Origin of the sequence: Luteibacter aegosomatissinici (genome assembly GCF_023078495.1) — a bacterium.
Lineage (GTDB): Bacteria > Pseudomonadota > Gammaproteobacteria > Xanthomonadales > Rhodanobacteraceae > Luteibacter > Luteibacter aegosomatissinici.
Genome location: NZ_CP095742.1, coordinates 2,791,630 through 2,810,354, shown reverse-complemented (window position 1 = coordinate 2,810,354; position 18,725 = coordinate 2,791,630). Strand labels below are relative to the sequence as shown.

13 protein-coding genes and 1 pseudogene are annotated in these 18,725 nt (G+C 63.8%); 7 read left to right on the top strand and 7 right to left on the bottom strand.

All coding sequences use genetic code 11. The features are described 5' to 3' along the window. Positions 1–18 precede the first annotated feature (18 nt). Both L2Y97_RS12625 and L2Y97_RS12620 read right to left on the bottom strand, forming a co-directional pair. A complete protein-coding gene (locus L2Y97_RS12625; RefSeq protein WP_247426973.1) occupies positions 19–2,328 on the bottom strand; it encodes a sensor domain-containing protein in 2,310 nt (769 codons plus the stop codon). Between the two features lie 90 nt (positions 2,329–2,418). Beyond that, positions 2,419–3,339, bottom strand: a complete 921-nt coding sequence (locus L2Y97_RS12620) for a ketopantoate reductase family protein (protein WP_247426970.1) — start codon at positions 3,337–3,339, stop codon at positions 2,419–2,421. Positions 3,340–3,436: 97 nt separating this feature from the next. Between L2Y97_RS12620 and L2Y97_RS12615 the strand changes: the two genes are divergently transcribed. Then, positions 3,437–5,266, top strand: coding sequence for an FAD-dependent oxidoreductase (locus L2Y97_RS12615; RefSeq protein WP_247426967.1), 1,830 nt, complete (start codon positions 3,437–3,439; stop codon positions 5,264–5,266). Between the two features lie 41 nt (positions 5,267–5,307). Here L2Y97_RS12615 and L2Y97_RS12610 read toward each other — a convergent pair whose 3' ends face one another. Then, the gene (locus tag L2Y97_RS12610; protein ID WP_247426964.1) at positions 5,308–6,081 is read right to left on the bottom strand and encodes an alpha/beta fold hydrolase; all 774 of its coding nucleotides are present in this window, start codon (positions 6,079–6,081) and stop codon (positions 5,308–5,310) included. Positions 6,082–6,266: 185 nt separating this feature from the next. On the opposite strand from L2Y97_RS12610, the gene L2Y97_RS12605 reads away from it, so the two are divergent. From L2Y97_RS12605 to L2Y97_RS12595, 3 genes are all read left to right on the top strand, one after another. Next, a complete protein-coding gene (locus L2Y97_RS12605; RefSeq protein ID WP_247426962.1) occupies positions 6,267–6,671 on the top strand; it encodes a hypothetical protein in 405 nt (134 codons plus the stop codon). A 131-nt stretch (positions 6,672–6,802) separates the two neighbouring features. Continuing rightward, a complete protein-coding gene (locus L2Y97_RS12600; RefSeq protein ID WP_247426960.1) occupies positions 6,803–8,011 on the top strand; it encodes a hypothetical protein in 1,209 nt (402 codons plus the stop codon). 59 nt (positions 8,012–8,070) lie between these two features. Beyond that, on the top strand, positions 8,071–9,366 hold the full coding sequence (locus tag L2Y97_RS12595) for a PDDEXK-like family protein (RefSeq protein ID WP_247426957.1): 1,296 nt from the start codon (positions 8,071–8,073) through the stop codon (positions 9,364–9,366). Positions 9,367–9,991: 625 nt separating this feature from the next. Here the strand turns inward: L2Y97_RS12595 and L2Y97_RS12590 are convergent. Both L2Y97_RS12590 and L2Y97_RS12585 read right to left on the bottom strand, forming a co-directional pair. After that, positions 9,992–10,533 (bottom strand): annotated as a pseudogene (locus L2Y97_RS12590) (cytochrome b). After that, the gene (locus tag L2Y97_RS12585; protein ID WP_247426955.1) at positions 10,533–11,684 is read right to left on the bottom strand and encodes a catalase family peroxidase; all 1,152 of its coding nucleotides are present in this window, start codon (positions 11,682–11,684) and stop codon (positions 10,533–10,535) included. The pseudogene L2Y97_RS12590 and the gene L2Y97_RS12585 overlap by 1 nt, the downstream one beginning before the upstream one ends. A gap of 318 nt (positions 11,685–12,002) precedes the next feature. Between L2Y97_RS12585 and flgE the strand changes: the two genes are divergently transcribed. Then, positions 12,003–13,226: a flagellar hook protein FlgE gene (flgE, locus tag L2Y97_RS12580; protein ID WP_247426952.1), complete on the top strand. Its 1,224-nt coding sequence runs from the start codon at positions 12,003–12,005 to the stop codon at positions 13,224–13,226. Between the two features lie 89 nt (positions 13,227–13,315). On the opposite strand, the gene L2Y97_RS12575 is transcribed toward flgE, so the two are convergent. Beyond that, a complete protein-coding gene (locus L2Y97_RS12575) occupies positions 13,316–14,185 on the bottom strand; it encodes a HEPN domain-containing protein (RefSeq protein WP_247426949.1) in 870 nt (289 codons plus the stop codon). Positions 14,186–14,407: 222 nt separating this feature from the next. Between L2Y97_RS12575 and L2Y97_RS12570 the strand changes: the two genes are divergently transcribed. Together L2Y97_RS12570 and L2Y97_RS12565 are read left to right on the top strand one after the other, a co-directional pair. Next, a complete protein-coding gene (locus L2Y97_RS12570; protein ID WP_247426946.1) occupies positions 14,408–15,622 on the top strand; it encodes a hypothetical protein in 1,215 nt (404 codons plus the stop codon). 64 nt (positions 15,623–15,686) lie between these two features. Continuing rightward, the gene (locus tag L2Y97_RS12565; RefSeq protein WP_247426943.1) at positions 15,687–16,976 is read left to right on the top strand and encodes a PDDEXK-like family protein; all 1,290 of its coding nucleotides are present in this window, start codon (positions 15,687–15,689) and stop codon (positions 16,974–16,976) included. A 282-nt stretch (positions 16,977–17,258) separates the two neighbouring features. On the opposite strand, the gene L2Y97_RS12560 is transcribed toward L2Y97_RS12565, so the two are convergent. Beyond that, positions 17,259–18,686 (bottom strand): hypothetical protein, encoded by a 1,428-nt coding sequence (locus L2Y97_RS12560; RefSeq protein ID WP_247426941.1) that lies wholly within the window; start codon positions 18,684–18,686, stop codon positions 17,259–17,261. Positions 18,687–18,725 lie beyond the last annotated feature (39 nt).

The following is an 18,725-nucleotide window of genomic DNA, read 5'->3' as shown; positions in this document are numbered from 1 at the left end:
GGCGAGACCGCGTCATGGTCAGCGGAGAGGGCGCGGAAACAGCACCGCCCGGTTTCGTCCGCTCTGTTTGGCGGCATACAGCGCGGCGTCTGCCTTGCGCATCAGTACAAGTCCGTCGAGGCCTTCATCGGGGACAAGGGCGATGCCGACGCTCAAGGTCACCTCGAGCAACAAGCCGTTCCACTCGTAGGGTTGCCCGGACACACTGATGAAGGCGTGCGCCCTGGCCAGCGCATCCGCTTCGGTGGTCGGCGGCGCGAGCAACGCAACGAATTCGTCGCCGCCAAGGCGGCAGACCGTATCGTCCGGACCGGCGGCTGCAGACAGGCGCATGGCGAGCTGGCGCAGCAATTCATCGCCTGCACCATGGCCGTGGATGTCGTTGACGCGCTTGAAGCCATCGAGGTCCATGTACAGCACAGCCATCGGTTCGTCCGTGGCCAGATGGTGGAGAGCGTCGGCCAGCCGCTGGTCAAACACGAGGCGGTTGGGCAGGCCCGTCAGCACATCGGACTCAGCAAGTTCCCGCATGCGGTTGGCCATCGCCTGCGCGGCGGAGACGTCGCGCAGCACAAGGACGCCACCGGCGACCGTCCCGTCGCGGGTGCGGATGGGTGACGCCACATCCTCGATTTCCACGTCGCTGCCGTCCGCAAGGGGCAGTTTCCTGGCAGCCAGCATGTCGACGTGACGCTCCTCTTCAATCGCGCGGGACAGGCTGCTGTGGCCCATGCGCCCCATGCTGTCGATGAGCTGCACGACCTGGTCGACATGCAGGCCGAGGGCACGGCGCGCGGTGGGTGCCAGCAGCACCTGTGCGCGGCGGTTGAGGAAGGTGACGATGCCGCGCGCGTCAGTGGTAACGACCGCGTCGCCGAGGGAGTCGAGGGTGACCTGGGCCATCTCCTTGGCCGAGTAAAGGCGGTCCTCGAGCCTCTTTCGCTCCGTCACGTCGGTAACGAGAACGTAAAAGCCGCACACACGGCCTTCCTCGTCGAACTCGGGGGTGTAGGTCACATCGCCAACGAAGGCAAGGCCGTGGAGGTTGTCCTGTGCCATCTCGAGGCGAACGGAACGTCCGCAAAGGACGCCCTCAATGGAAGGCCGAAGCCGCTCATAGGCGGTGTCACCGAGAAATTCCCGGATTGTCGTTCCCACCTGTGGCGCGCCCCGGCCAAACCAGTGCGCGTAGGTAGCATTGACGAACTGGTAGGTCTGTGTTCCATCGAGATGGGCGAGCATGGCGGGAACCGAGTCGGCCATGCGTTGCAGCCGGGTGCGGGAGCGCCCGAGCTCGTCCTGGAGCGCACGCGTCGCGGTGATGTCCTGCAAGACGGCGATAAATCCGGTGGTCACGCCGTTGACCCGCACCGGCACCGCATGCGACTCGGCCCACACGGGTGTCACCGCCCCACCCAGAAGGCGGAAGGTCTGGTCGAACCGCTCGCCGCCAGAAACCAGTGCATCCCACGCCGACCTGACCCGGTCACGGTCCTGGGGGTGGAGTCTGTTCTCGAACAGGGACGGCACATCTCCAGGCTCGCGGGTCGACAGCCACTCGACCGCATGCGCATTGAGCCACAGCGGCCGCCCGTCGGCGTCGGTGTGGACCATCGCCAGGGGAGCCGCGTCGGTGATGGCAGACAGCTCCGCCCGCCCTCGCTCGAGAGCCGCAAACGCGTCCCTCAGGCTTCTGACCATCGCCTTTGCGGTGCGTTGCGAGCGCCGCAGTCCGAACGCCGCCCACGCAACGAGTGCAAACAGGGCACTGCCCGCCATCAGCAAGACAACGTGTTCGCGACGCTGGAGGGTTTCGACCCGTTGCGTCTGGAAGGTCCTCAGCTCGTCGAGGGCAACGCCAAGTTCACTGTTTTGCGTCTGGTAGGCGCGCCCCATCATTTCCACAACCTGGGCATTGGCACCGCCAGGACGCTCGGTAAGCAGCGGTGCTGCCGTCTCGACCCGCTCTGACAATCGCACGGCCACTGCACGAATGAGGCGGGTGCCTTGCGGGTCGGCGGCCGCGCGCCCCTGCAAATTGGCCAGTTCGCCGCTCGCCTGGTGTGCAAGACGCATCCAGTCCGACCGTGCCGCATCGTCCCCGCGAAGGACCCATGCGGCCATCGACAGGCGCATGGCCGAGACCTGGCCGGAAATCGCATCGGCGGCCATCAATGCACGGAACGCGTCGGAAAGCCGGGTCTGGGCGGTGAGCAGGCCGAGGGTCGAGGCGAGTGCGGCTGAGGCGAGGAGCAAGACGAGAGCGCCGCTGGTCTTGATGCTCCGGTCAATGAGGCGGGTAAGGAGCTTGTGGCGTTCCTGGGTCATCAGGCACCGGGAGAGCAAATCGGGAAATGGAGCGGACGGCGCGCACGCCCTGTCGGCAGGAGTCTCCCCCTGCCGACAGGGCATGCGATGTCAGCCCGCGTGGCGCCGCATGTACACCTGGAGATGGGCAAAGGCGGTCTCGAGAACCGGTGCAGGCAGGCCCTTGGCCACCGAACGGGCGAGCATGTCGCCGACGATGGCATCGGCCTCGAGGCGCGGTCGGCCCTGCGCGATGTCCCGCATCATCGACGCGGCCCAGTTCGATTCCGTCGCAATGAGGTACCCGTCCGTAAAGGCTCTGGTCTCGGCGTTGAGGGCGTGCCCGAAAGCAGCAGCAACGGCCGCCGATTCGGCGATGGCCTGCCGCATGATTTTCTCGCCCGCATCGGTGTGCAGGATTTCCCGCAGCGTCCCGCGAAGCAGGCAGCACACCGCCGCGCCAGAGGCAAGGAGCACCCATTTGTCCCAGAGGGCTTGTTCGATGTCGGGCGACAGGCGCCGAACGCCCGGCGTCCGGTGTGCAAGGTCAAAAAACGCACGGACAACCGGTGCGGCGTCGGCGGTGCGCTCGCCCACAATCATCGTGTCGGCGTCGGCAAGGTGGCGGACGGTTCCATCGTCGGTCAGCGTGGTTGCAACGTAGGCCACCCCGCCGAGCACTTTGTCCTTCCCAAAGCGGGCGTCGAGTGCATCGTAGGCGCCAAGGCCGTTGAGGAACGGCAAGACGACGGCACCTGCTTCAACCGCAGGGGCGACGGCGTCAATCGCGCCGGCAAGGTCATAGCTCTTGCAGGTCAGCAGCACAAGGTCAAAGTGGGCCCCGTCCGGCACCCGGGTCAGGGTCCTGACCGGCCGGCTGAAGTTGCCGACACCGCTTTCGACCCGCAGGCCGGAGGAAAGCTGCGCCTCGCGCGCAGGACGCACAAGGAAGGTGACGTCCGCACCCGCTTCAATGAGGCGTGCGCCGTAATAGCCACCGATGCCACCGGCACCGAGAACAAGGATTTTCATGGCAGGGTCCTGGGAGTCAACGAGTGCGCCCGGGCTGCCGGGTCGAGGCCCGCGTTCCGGACCTGATGCACTTTTACCGTGCGGCCGGGCGGGCCAATTGGACAGGAGTGACGCGCACATCTGTCCGGCGCAAAGCGGCATCAATGGCCAGGTGCGCCTTGACCCGCACGACACAACACTTCAATATCTGAAGGTAATGCATCTGGTGCCGTCGTTCGGGTATGCAGCAGGTGGCCCGACGGAGGATATTGCAATGACAGCTCACGGAACTGGTTCGGGCGGGATGGACGGGCGCGATGCGGACGCCTTTCCCCGCCTCGACGACGACATGCTCCAGCGACTCGCGCGATATGGCGTGGAGGAAGACGTGGCCGAGGGCACAGTGCTCTATGAGCGCGGGCAGCGGGCGCCTGATTTCTTCGTCGTCGTCAAAGGCAGCATCGAGGCGTTCGAGCACGATGCCGGGGGTGTGTTGCGGACGGTGACGGTGCATCGGGAGGGCCAAATCAGTGGCGAACTCGATACCCTGACCGACCGTGAAATCAAGGTCTCCGGACGGGCGGGCCCGGGCGCGCGCGTCATCCGGCTTCGCCGTGACCAGTTCCGGTCGATGGTGTCGTTCGAGCCGGACATCGGCGAGGTGGTGATGCGGGCCTACATGCTCCGCCGCGCCCGCATCCTGAAGACCAGTGTCGGGGGCCTCATCATCATCGGTCCTGCGCATGGGGGCGACACCCAGCGCATTCGCCGCTTCCTCGAGCGCAACAACTACCCCTTCGCCCTTGTCGATACCGAGACCGATGAGGCGGGTCTGGCGGAGCTCGAAAGCTTCAATCTGTCCGCCGCCGACCTTCCAGTCGTCATGACGGTCCGCCGCGAGGTGCTCAAGAACCCGGGTGCCGCAGAACTTGCCGACACCCTCGGCCTGACGGAACGCATCGAGCCCGGGCACGTGTTCGATGTGACGGTGGTCGGTGCCGGGCCGGCGGGCCTTGCGGCGGCGGTCTATGCCGCATCCGAAGGCCTTGACACCCTGGTCATCGAAAGCCTCGCGCCCGGCGGCCAGGCGGGCACATCGTCCAAAATTGAAAACTACCTCGGTTTTCCGGCCGGCGTCTCGGGCCACGAGCTTGCCGGACGTGCCCAGGCCCAGGCCCAGAAGTTCGGTGCACGCCTCTCCGTTTCCCGTGCCGCCGTTTCCCTCGACTGCAGCGGGCGACCCCTTGTCATGGCGCTCGACGACGGGCAGTTCGTGATGACGCGAAGCATCGTCATCGCCACGGGCGCCCGCTACCGGAAGCTTGTCCTCAACGACTATGCGCGGTTCGAGGGGCAGGGCATCCATTACGCGGCAACGCACATGGAAGCACAGCTTTCTGCGGGTAGCGAAGTCGTGGTTGTCGGTGGCGGCAACTCGGCAGGGCAGGCGGCCGTGTTTCTTGCCGCCAGTGCCTCGCACGTCCACATCCTCGTACGGGGAGAGGGTCTGGCCGAGACCATGTCCGACTATCTCGTCCGGCGCATCGAGCAGTCTTCCCGCATCACGCTCCATGCGCGGTCTTCGATCACGGCGCTCAACGGCGGCACCTACCTCGAAGAAGTCATCTGGCACAACAGCGCCTCGGGGGTTGACCGCAACCTGCGGGTGTCCGGGCTCTTTGTCATGATTGGCGCCGAACCCAACACCGACTGGCTCGGAGGCTGCCTTCCGCTTGACGCAGGTGGGTTTGTCCTGACAGGAATCGATGCCGGCGTTGCCCCGGACGCTGGCGGGACGTTTGCAACAGCGAAGCCGGGCATCTTTGCCATTGGCGATGTCCGCTCGGGCTCCATCAAGCGAGTCGCCGCCGGAGTCGGGGAAGGCTCGGCGGTCATCGCAAGCGTCCATCAGTATCTCGCCCCTCCTCTCACAGAAGAAAACGCGTGACACACCAATGCAGCGCCCGGTCCGGGCGCTGCATTGCAGACTCACTTTGCGGCTGCAGCCTCTTCAATGACGTGTGCGACCTCGAGCGGGTGGGACACCATGACGACATGGGACGCGCCCTTGATGACCACGGTCTTCTTGGACGCTGCGCGCTCGGCCATGAAGGCCATGGCCGCAGGCGGGATGCATTTGTCAGCGTCACCATAAATGTGCCAGGAAGGGATGTGCGTCCAGGCAGCGGACGTCGGTGCGTCGTTGAGCGCGGTGTCTGTGACCGGGCGCTGGCCGGCAGCCATCAGTGCTGCAGTCTTTGGTGGCAGGTCGGCGGCAAACTGCGCCGGAAACTTTGCCTGTTCGATGAAAAGGTCATGTCCGCCCGAGGCGAGCGCTACCGGCGGGGCGAGGGTCGGCCCCAGGGTGCTCCCTGGATATTTCCTGGACAGTGCCATGCCCGACTCGCCGACTGCAGGGGCAAAAGCGGCGACGTAGACGAGCGCACGCACATTCGCCTGGCCTTCGGCGGCCTGCGTGATGACCGAGCCGCCATAGGAGTGGCCGACGAGGACAACGTCGCCCTTGATGCTCCCGACGACGCGAGCGACTGACGCCGCATCACCCTTGACCGAGCGCAACGGGTTTGCAGCGGCGACGACGGTGTAGCCGTCCTTCTGGAGTTGGCCGATGACGCCATTCCAGCTCGACGAGTCGGCGAAGGCCCCATGGACGAGCACGATGGTTGGCCGTGTGGCAGCGTGGCTGGTCGGGGGAAGGACGGTTGCCGCAAGCATTGCGGCGCCGAGAAACAGACGGGACATGGGTATCTCCTTGGCATGGACAAAAGGCCCGGGGGCGGACTCGCCCCGGGCCCGGCTCACTCGAGTCTGGGGCGAGGCGTTGCTGCGGCCTTGTTTGAGGCTGCGGCAGATGCCGCTATCCTCAGTCCCATCCAAGCGAAGGCTGTGGCAGGTTGCGACGATTGGCGTTTTAATCAGGCCCACCGATGCCGCGCTTTACGGTCTTCCGTGCAAACCGCTCTGACCTCGACAGGCTGCGCGGTGCCGTCGCCCATGCCCACCGCCTTGCCGAATCGGACGGCGTCGGACTGACGTATTTTGTCCCGGCCATCGGACACCTCGGCAGCTCCGACCTTGCGGCGGCACTGCCTGGCGACATGTTGCAAAGGCTCCTCAAGCGGACCCTCGTTCTCGGCAACGGTCATCCGGTCAGGCTCGTATCGGCCATCACCTCGCGCTTTGAGCGCGGCGTGATTCTTGCCCTTTGGACGGCACCTGAACGCATGGTCGAACTCGAAGGGTGCACGCATGTGCGCGACGTCGTCGTGCTGACCAATGACATCGACGAACTCGATGAGTGGATTGCTGCAAACGAGTCCGCGATGGCCTGAAATCCGCGCGCATTTCCGGGACGGCGACTCCTCAGGCCACGCCCTGCCTCCCGCTGGTACTGACGACACGCCACCAATCATCGGGTCGATGGCCCAGGACGCCCCCACCCCTTCCACGCCAAGGCCGCTCAATGGTTCGCCGTACTGCCCTGACAAAACGCCCGACAACGGTCTACCTCGACACGTCGGACATCTCCAACCTGTCAACGCCCGGTTTCGCTGCACGGAAGACCGGTTTGCTGGAACTCAAGGAGCGCGGTCTTGCCCGGTTCCCGTTCAGCGACGTGCTTCTCCTGGAGAGCCTGCCCGTCGATGAGGACGCGGCTGGCAAGGGCATCGCGCGCATCCGTACCATCGCAGAGCTCAGTGGGCTCGAACACCATCCCTCAGCCTGGGCCATCCTCGACCACGAAGTCCGGCGCATTGTCGCCCGCCACCGGAAGTCGCGCGTTCGCGCGCCTATGCCCACCGACTGGTTTTACCAGCTGGGCGAGATTCCCGACCTCTGGGGTGATGTGCGAAAGTCGCTCATGGAGGAGTGGAAGGCGACGCCTGGCAGCAGTCGCACTGAGCGCCGCTACAGGATGAAGAAGCTGGCCCAGACCTTTCGAGCGAGTGCTGCAACGCCAGCCGAGGAAGAACGACTGGCCGTCCTCATCGACAGCTATCCGTTCCGCGAAAAGGACCGCTTGCGTCTTCTCTCGGCCCTCAAGACGTCGACGACTTCCGCTGACATCAATCTTCTCCACCGTGAGGCGCTCGGCGACATCGTCAACTTTGCTGAATGGGTCGTTCGCAGCGGCGAGCGTGGTCAGGGCGTTGTGCGCGGGCTGCGTGCACAGGGCATGGCCATCGAGTCGGTCCTGGTCGAGTACGCGCATCGAACCAGGCAGGCCCACGAGGGAATGCAAGGGGCGGCGTCGAAGTCCGAACGCCTCGCTGGTCTCCGCTTGGCGCTCGCGGGAATGCGAAGCGAGTGGCTCACCGAAGTCCCGCGCCTGATGGCTGCCCGGCTTTTCAGAAAGGACGCGTCCGATTTCAATACGCTCCCGCCCCTGACGCCCGATACCACGCCATCGCTCTACGCGCTCCACGAGTTCATGATGCAGGTCATCGACAAGTCGAGCAGCGAGTCGATGCCGAGAAATCCCGTAGGCCGTGCGTCGCACGATTATCTTGACGCACTCCACGCCGTGTTTCTTCCCCATGTCGATGTGTTCCGGTCCGACCGCTTTGCATCCGGGCTTCTGGTGACGTCGCCCCTTTCCGCTGCGACCGCCATTGCCCCATCACTCGCCGACGTACCCGCGCTGGTCATGGCGCACCAGTCACGGGCATGATGGCTGACCGTATGTGGCCAACCACCCTTTGCCCCGCAACATGACCAGCAAGGACGACCATGGATACCGATGCACTGAACGCGTCAATGGAACAACTCATGGCGGATTCCCGCCTCGTCGAGCTTTGTGAACTCCACCGGACCGGCGACAGTGTCTTTGATGTCTTCGACCTGACCGAGAACCAGAACTCGGCCATGCTCGCCTGGATGCTCGACCCCAAGGAAGGGCACGGACAGGGCGATGAAATCTTGCGTGACCTGCTGACGAGGGCATCGACGATTGCCAGCTCGGGTGATGCGGGCCTCGATGGACGTGGGGCGACAGCGCGCTTTTTCAGCGCGTGGCCCGCCTCTCGCGTCCGCACGTCGAGCTTTGCCTCGGCATTTACCACAACCGAGCTTCGCGTCAGCGACGGAGAGCGCATCGACCTTTGCGTGGTCGATACGCACAACGGATTCATCCTGGTCATCGAAAACAAGGTTGGCGCAAAGCACACCGACGAACAGCTCGAGCGGTACCGGGACGAGGTCAGCAGCGCGCTCAAGGCCAACCCGAGACTGCGGGGGCTCGAGCAGGTCTATCTGGCACTCGACTACTATCATGACGGGGAGGCCGGGGCGACGCGTCCCTCCATGCTCTACTGGCTGCACCTGGGTTATGACTGGCTCGAGACGTCTGCAAGACGGGCGCAGACGCATGTTGAGCGCGGCAACGCTTCGGCCCGCCTTGTCGCCACCTACTGCCAGCAGCTGACCGATTGGGAGAGTCCCAGAACCGAGCGTGTCCAGACACTGGCCGCTGCCATCCACCAGACCTACCCGGATGCCGTGGCCAGGTTGCTGACCTTTGCGGGCGGCGGGAATGACAACAACTGGCTCTTGGGCAAGGAGCAGAACTGGACCCATCGTCTCTTCGCGCTGCAAAACAAGAGCGTCATGACCACCCTTGGCCAGATGCGCGGCATTGCGTCGGTAGCAACGGAGGTGCGCAATGCCATCCCGGTTCTGCCAAGGACGAGCGTTTACTCGCGCAGGAACTCTTTTGAGGTGTGCCCAAGGGGGTATGAGGTTACGGGCCCGGACCTCCACTGGCCGGTCTACATTCGCGTCAAATACGCCGGAAAAGACAGGCGACAGTTCAATCTCTCCCTTTGTCTCGACCGTGAGTCGGCAACGTCCCCGGGCCATGCCGAACGCTTCCGCGACGCCCTCGCGAGGGTCGATGACCGGTTTGCTTCCCGCGTCGGTGCGGCACGCCGGCGGGCCCTGGTCGGACGGAGCGTTGGTCATGCCGAGATGCTCAGGCAGCTCATTGAGCTCGAGGCCCGGATCTTCTCGGCACTTAACGCCGCCTGAGGTTGGGCGTTCAGCAGGGCTGAGGCGCTAAGGAGGCCCCGCGCGACACCGCGCTCGACGTCCGCCTGGGTCTCAATAGCAAGGCCGGGGGTGTCGGCACGCACGGCGTTTGGTCGCTATTCGCGCCAGAGGTGCCGGAAATACTCGTCCCTTTGAGCGTTGAGGCGGCGGCAAACGTCCTTGCATCGGGCACGCCCGGGATGCCCATCGAAGGCCCGTATTGGGCCACCCCGTCCGTTGCCGGCTTGGCTCTGCGGCATCGGGCAGGGTACGGAGATGGGGCGACTTCCAGTACGGACTGGTCAATGGCCGTCACGGGCACCGGATGGGTCCGCCCGGCGAGGACTGCCGCGACAGCTCGAGCGTGGTGGCCATCTCGGTCTTCCGGCGCGGCTTGAACGCAACCACCGCGCCAGGGCCCGTCCGCGAGCTGTCCGGTCCCTGCACCCGGGGGCAACCCCCAGCCATGCCGGCGGAGGTTGCGCCGACAAGCCGAGGTGTCCTGGCAAGCGGCGTTTCCCCATGGACCATCAGCGCCTGTTTGACCTGCCCCGGACGCCGGCTCGCGTCGGCAGCGAGCAAACCGCGTCATGGGTGTCACCGCCATGGGGCAGGATGTCCTCGGTCACCGACGGCGGCGCAACGTCATGCTCTCGAACACGCCGTCCCTGCGGATGAGCCCGTGGAGCAGGGCCGCGCCCATGTGGGCGAGGAAGGTCACAAAAAACAGCCACGCCAGATACCGGTGCGAGTGACGGCGCCACGCAAAGAGCGTCGCGTCCATCGGCGCAATGGAGGGCAGGATGAGACCGCCGCCGAGGGTGACCGGATAGCCGCCTGCCGACAGCGTCGCCCAACCAATGAGCGGCATCGCAATCATGACGATGTAGAGCATCACATGTGACCCATGTGCGGCGAGCTTTTGCCACTCCGGCAGGTCATCGGGCAGCGGCGGCGCCGGATGCGTCAGGCGGAAGGCAAGGCGGGTGGGGGCGAGGACGAAGACCGCAATGCCGAGGGGCTTGTGGAGGGCAAAGAGCCAGTCATGCGTGGTCTCGACGCTGGTGACCATGCCTGCCCGACAAACAGCAGCATCGAGAGCACCATGACGGCCATGGCCCAGTGAAGGACAGGGGCGACAGGATGGAACATGATGAGGCGTGCCATTAACGCGACGCCTTCGGTGCGGTCGTTCTTGGAAAGTGCCCTTCCTCGCTCGTCCGGCGCGGGTACGATTCTGCGTAGGCAGCGGAGCGGGCGGCGAGGAGTGGGTCGCCTGACGCCTCGATGCCCCGGGGCAGGATGGTCGGGTCGTACAGGATGGTCGGGTCGTAATTGATGTCGCGGCAGTTGCTGGACGCCTGGGGTGTTTTGCGGTCGATCGCCAGTGTGCCGGCGTCGACAGTCGGCCGGGCATCCGGCCGGGGCCCTGCCGAATCGTCAACGGGGTCCCCCTTTGCCAGTTGGCGGACAAGGTCCGCCTCAAGATAGTCCCCGTCCCCCGCAGCGGCACCGCCGTCGCCCGGCGTGGGTGTCTCGGACACCAACTTCCAGCGGACGGCCTGGCGCTTTCCTGCGTCGTTGCGAAGGTAAAACGCATTGATGCTCTCATACGTTTCGGTGACATAACTGGCAGACGGTTTGGCCGCATGAATCCAGGTCAGGAACGGTGCGGTTTCCGGATGGGCGGCGTAAAAGGCCTTGAGCTTTTCCGGGTCCGGCTTGCCGGTTGTCTTGTCAGCCGCGCCCGCGACCTGGAGCGCATAGAACGCATCCGGCGTGGAGACGGGAAACATGTGCACGGAATTCATGCCGGTTCGCCACTGCTCGCCACCGGGCAGGTCGAATTTCAGGGCAAGGCTGCGCATCGGAATGCTGCTGTCGGGCGCCAGCGGGTTGCTCCCCGGAAGGGCGAGGCGGCCGACAACCGGTGTTTGCACCGCCTTGAATACCGAGGCACTCGAGTACGCAGACAGCGCACCATTTCCATCGAAGTGACCGGAAACGCAAACCCCCTTGGAGTGGTTGCGTCGAAATCCCGGATGGGTGCCACCGGCCGACTGGAACTCATCGACAATCTTCTCCGGTGTCACCCGCGAGGGGTCGAGCCAGCCGCCAACGTAGCCAAAGACGATGACGGTGGCTCCAACAGCCACGCCGATGAGGCCCATGCGGAACAAAAGATTCGGAGGTGGTTGGTTGTTTGAATGGCGGCCCATGGCGCGGATGGACCTCTGGGTTGCGGATTCTGGAAGAGTGCACGCGCCGTTGCACACGGCGCTGTTCCAACCGGGGGGCGGAAGCCCGCCGACGAACAAGCGGTGTGCGCTGATCAATGGGTATGCGCTTGTGCCCGACTGAAGAACGCGGGCGAGACCTCGTAGTGACACTTCAAGAAGTGAAGCGTATAGTCTCTCAGCACCCCGAGTGGGCCGGCGCGGCGGCCAGCGACGTGCCGAAACGTCGGTCATCCCTGCAAGGTTCAGGGATGCATGCTGGAACGTTCGGGGACAAGACAGGCTACGTCGTCTCCGGTGCGTGACTGTCGACGCAAGGCAGCGCACCGGTAGTGGTCATGGTCTTGGTCTTGCACTGCAGCTTCCCGTCGCACAACCGCAACCAGTGGGGATTTGTCCATGCCTTTCGATATCGCGCTCAGCGGCATCAATGCCGCCTCAACGGACCTCTCGGTCACCGCCAACAACATCGCCAACACAAGCACGGTCGGGTTCAAGGGCTCGCGTGCAGAGTTTTCCGAGGTCTATTCAGTTGCTGGGCAGAACCTGTCGGCGACGTCCGCCGGCAACGGGGTGCGGGTGACCAACATCGCCCAGCAGTTTGGTGATGGCAACACCACGCAGACCGGCAATGCCTATGACATGGCCATTACCGGCGCGGGATTTTTCACCCTGCGCGACGGGTCCGGATACTCCTACACGCGGGCGGGCAATTTCCATCCGGACGACAACAACTTCATTGTCAACTCGACCGGCCAGCATCTGCAGGTCTATCCGCCGACGGCCTCCGGCGGGTACGACATGAGCGCATTGAAGGACCTCCAGTTGACGTCCGGGTCGTCTGCGGCGAAGGCCAGCACCAAGGTTGGCATCACGGCGAACCTTGCCGCGAGCGCGAAGGCTGCGACCGGGACATTCAGTCCTACCGACAGCAACACGTACACCTCCATGTCGACTTTCCAGGCGTTCGATTCACTGGGCGCCACACACACGGTCAATGTGTACTACGCCAAGAGTGACGCCAGTACGAATACGTGGACCGCGTACATGACGGTTGATGGCAACCAGGTCGGCGGGGCGAAGACGCTCAATTTCTCCACCGGCGGCGCGCTGACGTCCCCGACCGATGGCAAGCTCGACTTTGGTCCGATTTCGGCAAATCCCGGCGCCGAACCGCTCGATGTCAGTCTCGACATGAGCAAGGTCACTCAGGTTGGCGACTCGTCGTCTACGACCAGCACGACGAACGACGGTTACCCGGCAGGCAAGTTCTCGAAGATTGACGTGTCGGACACTGGTGTTGTGTCGGCGATCTATTCCAACGGGGTGACCACACCCCTGGGTCAGGTCGCGCTGGCGACCTTTGCCAATCCCCAAGGTCTGCGCCAGCTCAACGACACCAACTGGGCAGCGTCCGCCGAGTCGGGGCAGCCGGTCCGGGGCGCGGCGGGGAGTGGTGACGTCGGCAGCATCGGGTCGGGCGAGCTTGAATCATCAAACACGGCGGACCTCACCGCGCAGCTGGTCAACATGATCAAAGCCCAGCGCAACTACCAGGCCAATGCACAGGTGTTGTCGACGGACAACCAGCTGACCCAGACCATCCTCAATATCCGCAACTGACGACGGTCTGCTGCGTGGGGAGGGGCGACCCGCGCCTCCCCGGGGTTCGCCCGAGGGAATTCTGCTGAGGGCCGGAGTCTGGCCAAGCCTCAGGAAAGCAGGGGCCCGCGCGCCGGAGCCCAGGCGTTGTCCGCCATCCACTCCGCCAGGTCGTTGCCGAGAAAGCGCCGCATGCTCGATGCAGCGATGAATTGTGCAGCGAGTGCAAGGCGGACCACATGCAGCCGGGCAAGACCCGCGCTTTCATAGCGAGACTCGACATACGGTGGAAACAGTGCGACCGCCTGTGCGATGAGATGGTCGTCTGCGTGCGGCGCCAGGCCCGCCAGCTCGTTGGCGAGACTGACCAGCTTGTGGTGGTGCGGAGGCGTTGTTCCGGCATGGGCAATGGCGGCTTTCAGCGAGAGCTCGGCCGTCAGGCAGATGGGCTGAAGCACGCTGTCGACGCCTGCCGTTTTCGGCAGGATGTCAGCGAGGTTTGCAAGGTTTTCCCCCGCCATGTACCAGAGTGATGCTGCCTGTGCGTTTCCGTGGCGCAGGGTATCGACGCCGGTTGCAAAGTCGTGGATGTCCGCCATGGCGTGGATCGTTCCTGTGATGATGCCGTTGTCGTCCTGGCACCATTCGCGCCACAATGTCTCGCTATCGAACCCGAGATACCGCCAGGGTGGCGGGAGCACCGGGCTACCGAAGGGGACACCGGCGATCACCTTCCTCACGTTGTCCGTCGACGCGATGATGCCGGCGCCGAGCCCTGGCCAGGTGTCATCCCCGGAAGGAAAAAGTGCGCGAAACCGGGCGGTGATCGCCTCGACCTCCGGATTGCCGCCCGCGCCCATCGAGAACGAACCCTTCAGGATATCGACGGCGGCACGCAAGGGCCGCTGGAAGGGCTTGATGCCTGCTTCGGCGTACTTTTTGTTGAGGGCGCGCAAGGTCTCGTCAGTCCAGTGGCTCATCGGTCCGTGGATCCCTGAGTGTGAGAATCCAGCTATGGGGGTGACCCGCCAAGGAACAAGGGAGGCATCCGCCAGGCGATATGCTGCAATCAAGGGCAACGGTCAGCGATATCCAAGCGAGCGTGCATCACATGTCCTAGCGTGAGCGGGCGGCATCCGGAAACGGGCTGCGCCAGCTGCTGGTCACCTCCCATGATTCAGACCGAACCTTCGCAAGGAACCATGAGCAAGCAAACCTCCCCGGCGACGCAGGCCGCCATCGTCTATCTCGACAGTTCCGACATCTCTGAATTGACCACGCCGGATCGTGCAGGACTCAAGACCGAGCTTCTCGCGCTCAAAACCAGTAGCCTTGCGAAGTTCCTGTTCAGCGATATCCTCGTGCTCGAGTGCCTCCCGAAGGACCCGGACAATGTCTTGCCGGACGACAGGAGCCTGCAGCGCATCCGGACCATCGCGGAGCTGAGCGGCCTGGAACATCACCCTTCTGCATGGTCAATCCTTGACCATGAGATCCGGCGATTGGTCGCACAACACCATCGATCCCGCGAGCGGACGAGGCTGCGCCGGGACTGGTATTACCGTGTGCCGCAGATCCCACCGCTCTGGGATCTTGTTCGCAAGGAGTTGATGCAGGATTGGCGAAATGCCGGGGCAAGCCGCAATGAGCGGCGTGTCAGGTTCAAGGGCGCTACCCGGCTTCTTCGTGGGAGCAAGAACTCCGACGAGGAGGTGCAATTGCTCGACGAGCTGGTCCGCAGGTTTCCGTTTCGTCCCGGCGACCAGGCGAAACTGCTGACGGCTCTCAAAACATCAACCAACCCTGCGGATCTCAACCGACTCTACCGCGAGGCGCTCGACGATATCGTCAATCTCTCCGAATGGGTGGTCAAAAGTGGTGATGCGGGGCGACAGTACGTTGATGAGCTGCGCGCGAAAGCGCGCAGCATGGAAATGGTTGTCGTTGAATACTTCAACCGGACCAAGGCGACACATGCCGCGCTCAAAGCCGGCGCCAGTGACAACGGTGGGGCAGGCACAGTGCAATCGGCGACTGAGAAGATGAGGGACGAATGGCTGGATGAAGTGCCCCGCCTGATGGCTGCCGGATTGTTCGGAAAAGAAGCGGAGGACTTCAAGGGACTGCCGCCTCTCAGTCCAGGGACAACCCCCTCCCTTTACGCACTCCACGACTTCATTATCCGAATCATCGAAGGTGCAGGCAGGGAAAAGCATCCACGAAACCCGACCGGGAAGGCGTCGCACGATTACTTTGACGCCATGCACGCGGTGTTCCTCCCGCATGTGGACATCTTCCGTGCAGACGGCCACGCCGCTGAGGTCCTTCGCTCATCGCCCATGGCAGCAACGAAGCAGATTGCGGCCTCCCTCTCCGACATCCCGGGCCTGGTCGCGGACCACCATCATCGCGCATGATGCATCCGGCGCTCAGCGACTGCCGGGCGCCGTAAGGCACCGTACTGAAAAAAGGAAAAAGCGCATGGTAGCGACATCCCGTGAACGAGACATGGAGCGGCTGATGGCTGACCCAAGGCTGGTTGAGCTCTGTGAGCTCCACCGCACAGGAGACAGCATCTTTGACGTCGTCAGGCTCAGCGAAAAGCAGAACTCGACCATCCTGGCCTGGATGCTTGACCCGAAGGAAGGGCACAGCCAAGGGGATGAAGTGCTGCGGGATCTGCTCACGCACGCGTCGTCTGTTTTTGCCTCTGGTGGCAGTGGCCTCGACAAGCGCGGCGTGACGGCGCATTTCCTTGCCCTTTGGCCCGCTTCGCGCATCCGCACATCGAGCTTTGCATCCGCCTTCACCCTGACCGAGTTCTGGGTCTCGGAGACTGCACGGATTGACCTCTGTGTTGTCGATACCCAGAACAACTTCGTTGTAATCATCGAAAACAAGGTGGGCGCCAGGCACTCGGAGGAACAGCTCGAACGCTACCGCGAGGATGTTGGTGCGGCACTGAAGGCCAACCCGCGCTTGCGCAAGCTCGACTCCGTCTATATTGCGATGGATTACTACCACGACGCGACGCAGGAGGCTCCGCGCCCGTCTGGTAGCTACTGGCTGCATGTGGGGTATGACTGGCTGGAAACCTCAGCGGTGCGCGCCCAGGCCCATGTGGGTCGTGGCAACGCATCCGCAAAGCTCGTTGCCGCTTACTGTCAACGCCTCGCGGACCTCCCGGCGGAAGGTGCTGAACGCGTCGAACAGCTCGCTGCAGCCATCCATCAGGCCCATCCCGGCGCCATCAACGAGCTCCTTGGCACGGGGCGCCAGGATGCCGCCAATGACTGGCTGAAGAGCCCTGCTGCAAACCGGACGAAACTGCTGTTCTCCCTGCAAAACAAGAGTGTCATCAAGACGCTTCGCGAGACGAAGGGCATGGCTTCTGTCTTGACCGAAGTCCGGGCGGCCATCCCGGGCATGCCCCGCGACAATCTGCATGCTCGCCGGGCGACACTCGACATTTGCCCCCGGGGCTGTGAAAACCTCAGCCGGGAGGAGTACTGGCCGGTGTATATCAGGGTGCGGTACTCGGGCAAGGACAAGACGAAGTTCAATGTGCTGGTCTGCTGGGACCAGTTGGAAGCCAAAACGCCCGAGGTCGCCCACGCGCTTCGCGGCGCGCTCGCAGTCGACGATGAGCGCTTTGACAGCTACACGCAGGCCCGTCGTCGTCGTGTGCCTGTCTGGCGGGGATTGACCCTCGATGAGCTGAAAAAAGTCCTTGTAGAGCTCGAAGCCCGGCTCTCATCGGCCCTGGCTTGACGACCATGCGACAGAGCCCTCTCCGGCCAGGTGGGGCATGCTTCTGGCGACCTCCCCCGTTGTCTGCTGTCGAAACACTGCCCCGCCGGCAAAGGGTAGCGTGAACCGGGCAGGGACGAGCGACGCGGAGGGAGGCATGCCAATGGCGGGTCGGCGGGGCGTGTGCGGTGACAAACGACTTGACGGTCCTAGGCAGGTCGCGAAGGGCGAGCCAGTCATGAGGCGGCGGAAGGGCAAGGCGCCCTCATCTGTATCGGGTGGCGGGGACCGTCGCCAGCCGGACTAGCCGGTCGACGGTTCGGGCCGAGTGTTTCGGATGTGGCCGAGGCTTTGCAGTTCAATCTGCCGGCTGCCGGCGTTCCGCACTGCCTGGAAAAACTCGAAATCATGCCGCCCAGTGGCGACGCACTTTGCCTGCACGAGCTGGAAGAGGGCCTGCTTGTCGGCGTCGGAGGTCTTGATGCCGAAGACGATCGCTTCAAGGTCCTCGAAGTTGTACCGCATCAGCCGCATCCCGGCAGGTGCAAGATTGAGGATATTGCTATGGAAGGTGAGGCGATGCTCCCGTTCCGGCGCCCATTCCGTGTTTTTCCTCGTGATGGCAGCCTCAAACTGCTGCCAGTAGCCCGCGCGCCAGCGATGTTCATCCCCATGGACTTCCTGTTCAATGGCGCTCAGCTTGCCGGTGCGGCTCACCCGCCACACCTTGTTGAGCATCGGGACGGGCAGGTTGCCCATAGCGGTAAAGAAGTTCAGGCGGACCCCTTCGTCGGTGTAGCGGACCGGCTGGAATTCAAGGTCGAGCGTGCTCCACAGCGTTTCTTCCCTGTTGAAACCCGCCGGAACGCGCAGCGGCAGGGTGTGCCTTTCACCGACTGACTTTGCCCGGAATTTCAGGCAGACATCCCGGTGACCGTTGGCATAGTGTCCCCACACGGCAGAATTACCCACATCGTCCATGAAGCATGCCGTGTACCAGTCCGGATGCAGGAGGCGCCGCAATCCAGTGAGGTAATGGTCAACGAAATCGAGGTACACAAAGCGGTGGTTGGGTCCGGCAGGACGGTCGGTCTTCGCCCATAGGTGGACGTTGCGCTGTTGGGCGCGCACCTCTGCTGCCTGGAACATCGCTTCGAGTCGTGACTCAACGTCGCTTTTCCCGGCCATGCCAGCCAATGTTTCATCCGTCGCCCGGACAACGGCGAGTACATCAGGCGGCGTCGCTACAGAGACGTTCCCGCCCAACGGGTGCCCGGGAAGGGCGTCGAGAATCGCGACTGTCCAGGCGGGATGGAGCTGTTTGAGGTAAAACCGCAGTTCGGATTCGCTGGCCGGACTGCCACGGTTCGCCAGGTGTGCGACGAGCATCTGGATTTCAGGCGTCGCGACCAGACGGTCGGCGAGCTCCTCGATGGCCCTGACCACGGATTCGACCTTTGAGTCGAGCGGATCTTCGATGGGCATGTCGACAACGCGGATGGGGCGGTCCTCGCCAGATGCCGACGCGACCACGGCCCAGGTCAGACAGGCAACAAAATGCCTGAAGAGGTTTTCCCAAACGATGTCGTCGCCCCGGAACATGACGTCCGCGCGGCCCTCCATGGGATCGTTGAGCTCGTCGGGACCAGCAAAGTAGATGGTCTGGGTCTCAAGCTCCCGGGACTTGCCGAGCAGGCGATCGATGGGACGGAATCGGTAGTAAGAGCTCATGAGCTGCGGGCTTGGTAAGTCGTTGGGTGTGGTGTGAGA